At 59.8% G+C, this 6,000-nt stretch carries 4 protein-coding genes and 1 tRNA gene; 1 reads left to right on the top strand and 4 read right to left on the bottom strand.

Annotation, left to right across the window (positions count from 1 at the left end; translation table 11 throughout):
* From BLP93_RS16680 to BLP93_RS10720, 4 genes are all read right to left on the bottom strand, one after another.
* On the bottom strand, positions 1-212 hold a 212-nt coding region (locus BLP93_RS16680), incomplete at its 3' end, for a transposase (protein WP_139162979.1).
* A gap of 216 nt (positions 213-428) precedes the next feature.
* Positions 429-3,119, bottom strand: coding sequence for a UvrD-helicase domain-containing protein (locus BLP93_RS10735; RefSeq protein WP_092121236.1), 2,691 nt, complete (start codon positions 3,117-3,119; stop codon positions 429-431).
* Positions 3,120-3,389: 270 nt separating this feature from the next.
* The gene (locus BLP93_RS10725; RefSeq protein ID WP_244148722.1) at positions 3,390-4,205 is read right to left on the bottom strand and encodes a DUF362 domain-containing protein; all 816 of its coding nucleotides are present in this window, start codon (positions 4,203-4,205) and stop codon (positions 3,390-3,392) included.
* Between the two features lie 2 nt (positions 4,206-4,207).
* Positions 4,208-5,740, bottom strand: coding sequence for an MFS transporter (locus BLP93_RS10720; protein ID WP_092121227.1), 1,533 nt, complete (start codon positions 5,738-5,740; stop codon positions 4,208-4,210).
* A 168-nt stretch (positions 5,741-5,908) separates the two neighbouring features.
* On the opposite strand from BLP93_RS10720, the gene BLP93_RS10715 reads away from it, so the two are divergent.
* A tRNA-Ser gene (locus BLP93_RS10715) sits at positions 5,909-5,998 on the top strand.
* Positions 5,999-6,000 lie beyond the last annotated feature (2 nt).

The following is a 6,000-nucleotide window of genomic DNA, read 5'->3' as shown; positions in this document are numbered from 1 at the left end:
TCCAATTGCTTGAGGATCATCAACCCGACCATGAGCCGGATTGGTTTTGCTGGGCGCCCTTTCTCGCTGTAGTAAACCGTAAACTCATCATCGAAGTGCTGCCAAGGGATCTGTTTAGCCAGTTGAAGCAGAGAATGATGGGGATTGAGTTGTTTCAACAAATCCGGATAGAGGAAGTTGCCTTGATTACAATTTTTCTTTTTCGCCTTCATAGTCACTCCAAAATCAGTGATTTTTCGACCGGCTTATTACAGAAATACTGCAGTAACTGGTTGAAAATGTACTACGAAATAGAAAAAATGTCTAACAATTTTAAATAGTTGATCTATTTTCAGGGCAGACTAGTTACCAAAAAGCAATCGAAATCGAAATCGAAATCGATCCCTGTAAATACTCTAATCCTGCTCGCAACGTCCCGCCGAACACCCTCATCCCGGCATCACAGCCCGCAGCCAGCTCGCGGCATGGGAGGACCTGGCCGTCTCGGTGTCCGCAAGAAAGATATGCAGTCCCGCCCTGGCCCTGGTCAGGGCGACATAGAGCAGGTTCAGTTCTTCAGCCATGGTTTTGATCAGTTCCGAGTCCATGAACTCCGTTACTTCCGCGCAACGCGGCTTGGTCGTGGCCGCCAGATACGGGGCCTCGTCTTCGGACTGGAACAGCAGATGCGCGGGGCGGTTCTTGTCGCCGTAGCCGAGCAGGGGCAGGAAGACCTGGGGAAACTCCAGTCCCTTGGCCTTGTGCATGGTCATGACCCGCACCGCGGCAAGTCCTTCGGGCAGTCCGACCACGCAGAAGCTGCCGTTCTCCTGCCAGAATTCCAGGAATCCGGATAATGTCGTGTACCCTTGGGCTTCCGCGTTCAAGGCGGATTCCAGCAATTTTTCCACCCAGGCCCATTGGCCCAGGGGAAGCTCCCGCAAGCGGAAATGGGCAACAGCAGCCAGCAGCAGTTCATAGGCTCCGCGAAAACCGGCGTGTTTCCAGAATGGTTCAAGGTGCTCCGCCCAGAACGCGGGATGCGCTTCCTGCAGGCGACGATAGAGCGGTGCGGCTGTTTCATTTCTCGGCGCATCGCCATCAGCGGCATCTTCACCGCCGACAATGTGAGCTTCTTCACGCATTCCAGGCTGAACGCATCCCGCGGCCTGCAACGGATCGTCTTTTCTCAGGGGGACCGGCGCGGCCAGGAGAAGAGTGCACATATCCGGCACATCATCCAGAATTTCGGCAAAGAGCAGAGGGTTTCTGCAAAGCGCATCCAGCGCGGCGTCGTCGCCCGGATTGTCCAGCCACGTCAGCAGAGCCAGCAGGCCCCGGACCGCGGGGTGACCGGAAATGACCAGGCTCTGCTCGGTGATGGTCGGAATGGATGCGGCAAGCAGGTTTTGGGCGCACTCTCCGGCCTCGGTGTTGGTTCGGACCAGTACGGCCATGTCGCCGTGGCTGACGCCCCGGGCGTGCAGGGCCTCGATCTCGGCGATAAGGGTCAGCATGGCCTTGGCTTTGTACTCCTGGGTGTCTTCGGCCTTGATCTCGGTGACGTGGATTGCCCCGGAACACTCTTTCCATGGGAGCTGGGCGGACTCGGCGTAGAGTTCGGTGATGGTGGAGGCCAGATGCGAACGAGCCTGGGTTTTTTCCTTGGCCGGGATCATGGCGTCTGCCAGAAGCATTGCGGCGTCGGGCTTGTCCAGGCTGGCAAAGCAGGCGTTGTTCCAGGCCACCACTTCCGGGCAGGAGCGGCGGTTGAAGGGCAGGACGGTGCGCATCCGGTTCCCTTCAGGGACATTGGGCGTCACCCGAGGATCGAGTGGTTCGAAGAAGAGCCGCCAGTCACCGCCGCGCCAGCGATAGATGGCCTGTTTCACGTCGCCGACGCAAAACAGGCTGCCGCCTTCGGACAGAGCCTCCACGGCCAGTTCCCGGAGCACTTCCCATTGTTCCCGGCTGGTGTCCTGGAATTCGTCGATGAGCAGGTGCCGCCAGCGCATCCCGAGGATCATGGCGGCCTCCTGGAGCAGTTCCTCCCGGTCCAGATGCTGGCGGATCAGTCGGGTCCACCAGCCGCCCATGAGCAGGCCCTGGGATTGCCCCAGGCGTTCCAACTCCCGGCTGACGACGAGCTGGAGCCGGGCCAGGGGAGCGGCATGCAGTCGGGCCCTGGCCAGCAGGTACGCATTCCTGGCCCGGCAGACTCCCATATAAAGATCCCAGCATTCCGGAAGCGCCGGATGACAATGAACTTTCTTCTTGAACAGCTCCGTGGCCGATGTCTTGGTAAAGAAGGCCGAATCCAATTCGGCCAAGGGATTGCCCAGCTTGTCCGCGGCGTCGAACCTGGAAACCTGATCCAAAATTCCGGCACGCTCCAGGGCCTCGGTCATCTCCCGGCAGCAGTGCAGTAATTGGCTCTGCGCGGCCCTCAGATCGTCCAGGGACGTGGCGGCCAGGGGCGTCAAAAGCTGGTTCAGGTCGCTGACCACGCCGCGCACCTGCTTCTCCAACCAGGGCAGAAAGCGCAATCCGCTGTGCATTTCCTGGTGCAGGTAGACCTGAAAAATTCCGTCCCAAAGCCCCAGCAGCGAATCGGTCGCTTCCGGCCCGGAACCGGAAATCACCAGCTGATCCCAGTCGGTCCGGGCCAGCAGACCTTCCAGGACCACCTTGGACCATGCCGACTGGTCAAAGCTGGCTTCCAGCTCTGGACAGAGATTCATGCGCTTGCCCAGAGCCTGTACGAGTTGGAAATGCAGACTGTCGATGGTTTTGACCTGGAAACGTTGGAAATGCTCCAGGATGCAGTCCAGCCAGGCAGCCGCCGCGGCCGGATTCAGGCCGCTTTGCTCCCGTAGGAGTGATCCGGCCGGGGTTTCCAGGGCGATATCCTTGAGAAAGGCGATGATCCGGGACTTCATCTCCTGGGCCGCGGCCACGGTGAAGGTCAGGGCCAGGATGCTGCCCAGGGCTCCGGTGGACGGACTCCCAGCCCGGGCCAGGAGCTGCAGAAAGCGCAACCCGAGGCTGTACGTCTTGCCGGCTCCGGCCGAAGCCTGGACCACCAGGACGTGAGGGAATTCACGGGGTAGAGGGATGTCGGAGTTCGAAGTCGTGGTCATGGGAGGTCAACTAATACAGGCCATGCCCGCAAACCAAACAGAAGGCTTTTGAACCGCCCGCTTTGCTCAAGTCACAGAGTTCGCCAAGGAAGGCAGGAAGTTTTTTCATTTGCCGAGCAACGGCAAATGAAAAGGCAGCCTTGTCCAAAACCGATACCCGGTTTTGGACAATACTTCTGCTTTGGGTCTTCAACTTTGCGTCCTTTGCGGTTCAAACATTCTTGTTTTTCTGACAGGAACACAGGAATAAGTCACTAAACAAGGCGATGATCATTCCCCGGGGACTTCGGCATGTCCCAGCCGGCCGTGGGCCATTTGAATATGGCCTATTATGCGCCAATCCATGTTCAGCAGAGCCGCGCCCGTTGCATCCACGGCCACGGGATCGAAGCCGGCAACGATCTTGTTCACCGGCGGCGAACAGACCGGTCCGCCCAGGTGGTAGTCAGCCAGACCGACGCTGGCGTCGATGACGGCCAGATCCGGAGCGCGGTAGCAATTCAACTCGAAAATGGCGCGCTGCATGTCCGCGTGCAGGGCTGATTTCTTCCACGAGCCGCCGCATTGATAATGCGACGGCGGCGCAAGGCCGAGCATGTTCTTCATGCTCAGGGTGACCTGGGACAGGCTGTGCCGCTTGAGTACGGCCACGGAAATAAGCAGGCCGCTCATGACGGCCCGGGGCAGGTAGATTTCCGGAAAGAACGAGCACTCGGGGTTGGTCATCCGCATCAGGGGCGCACGGTTTAAATCCAGCAGTTCAAGGTCATACTCCGCGGCCAATTGCGTGTAGCCCAGGCAGGCGAAGATCTCCGCGGTTTCTCGGCATGCGTCTCCACAGCCTTCGGCCAGGACGATGCGGGCTTTGGAGTGCCTGCGAATATATTCCACCAAAGCGCGAACCATGTCCGGGTGCGTGGTCACCGGAAACGGCGAGGTGTTCACGAGATTGGGTTTGATGATTACTCGTTTGCGCCGTTTCAATACAACAGGTGCGCCGACTGCGTCGAGAACGTTGCTCAGTGCGGCCGCATATCCCGTAAAATCCTCGACGAGGCAGGGTTTGGCCCGATTATCCGTGATCATGGTCATCCCCCCGAGGTAGGCCGTTCGATTCTCGCGGCCGGAGGCAGAGACGCGCTGCCGCGGCGATGATCAACGACCCAGGCCGCAATGCCCAGTCCGATGGCCGCCAGGAGCAGCACGGCCTGAAATCTGTAGGCGCCGGCAATTCCCGCGGCCAGGGCTTCGGGGGGAACCAGAGTAAAATCCGTCCGGACCGGTTCAAGGGTTACGGAAACGACAAAGATGGTGAAGATGGAGCCGATCAGGGGCAATCCCGTGGATTGGCCGAAGACACGGGAGTAGTTCAGCAGTCCCGAGGCTACGCCCAGGTGCTCCCGCGGCACGGCGCTCATGATGGCGCTGTTGTTCGGAGCCTGGAACAGGCCGACTCCCAGCCCCACGGGCATGACCCGCAGCGCGAAACCCCACCATGAGGTTTCCAGGGTCAGCGTGCTGACGGCGAGACAGCCGCAGACCAGGATGACCAGACCCAGCAGGCTCAGGCCGCGGGGACCGAAACGATCGGACAGCGCTCCGGCAAAGGGCGCCACCAGGCCCATGCTCAGGGGAATGACCATCATCAACAGGCCCACTTCGCTGGGTGGACGGCCCTGGGCCAGTTGCAGGAAAAACGGCATGATGAAGCCGGCGGACAGGGAAATGAAGACCAGCACGGACATGATCAGGTTCATGTTGAACAGCGGATTGCGAAACAGCGTCAGGTCGATCATGGGCTGCTTGACCCGCCGTTCCACGGCGATGAAACCGAACAGGGAAACAGCCGCGACGGCAAGAAGCGTCAGGCTCAGCGGTGAGCCGAAGCCGATCTTCTGGCCGAAGGTCATGCCCATGGAATAGGCGACCAGGGTGATGGCGGTCAGTACCGCGCCGGGCACGTCGAAGCGTTGATCGCGTTTCGCCGGAGCCAGGGGCGGCATGTGCCGATAAATGATCAATTGGGCCAGAATGCCCAGGGGCACGTTGATCAGGAATATCCAGCGCCAGCCGACGAATTCGATGATCAGTCCCCCCAGGGATGGCCCGAGCGACAGGCCCATGGCCACGGAGGCGCCGATCAGGCCGATGGCCCGGCCCCGGCGATGGGGCGGCGCGAGTTCCGTGACGATGGCGATGCCCAGAGCCTGGCTCATGGCCGCGCCCACGGCCTGCAGAGCCCGAAAGAAGATCAGCCAGCCCACGCTGGGAGCCAGACCGCACAACAGCGAACCCAGGGTAAAGATGCCCAGCCCCAGGCTGAAGATGCGCTTTTTTCCGCGGATATCGCCTAGACGGGAGACCATCAGCAGCAGGGAGGCGACCACCAGCACATAACTGAGAACGACCCACTGCACCGTGGCGAAATCCGTATTCAGTTGCTTGGCCAGGCTCGGCAGGGCCACGTTGACGATGCTCATGTCCAGGGTGGCCATGAAAACCATCAAGTTCACCCCGATCATGCTCAGGAACGTGTACTTTGGAACCTGGTCGGGAGGAACGGCGTCGGATGCGCCATGAACCGGTCCGGAAAGATTTATTGATGAGGGGGGACTGGACATGAAGGAAGGCAACCTAACAGAGACCCTGGCCAACTTCCAGTGTCATCCCAGCGGGTTTTCGGCAACTACTCATCTGTGATGTCCTGAACCGGCTCACCAGCGGACTTGCATCAGTTTCCAGGCCAGTACTGGACAGAGAAAGCGTCTCGGATTAGAGAGCTATTCTTTGGAGGGATGGCCGAGTGGTTGAAGGCGGCGGTCTTGAAAACCGTTGACCCCGAGAGGGGTCCGGGGGTTCAAATCCCTCTCCCTCCGCCATA

It is taken from the genome of Desulfonatronum thiosulfatophilum (assembly GCF_900104215.1).
GTDB classification, from domain to species: domain Bacteria; phylum Desulfobacterota; class Desulfovibrionia; order Desulfovibrionales; family Desulfonatronaceae; genus Desulfonatronum; species Desulfonatronum thiosulfatophilum.
The sequence above is the reverse complement of the archived record's forward strand: the minus strand, read 5'-3'. Positions and strand labels throughout refer to the sequence as shown.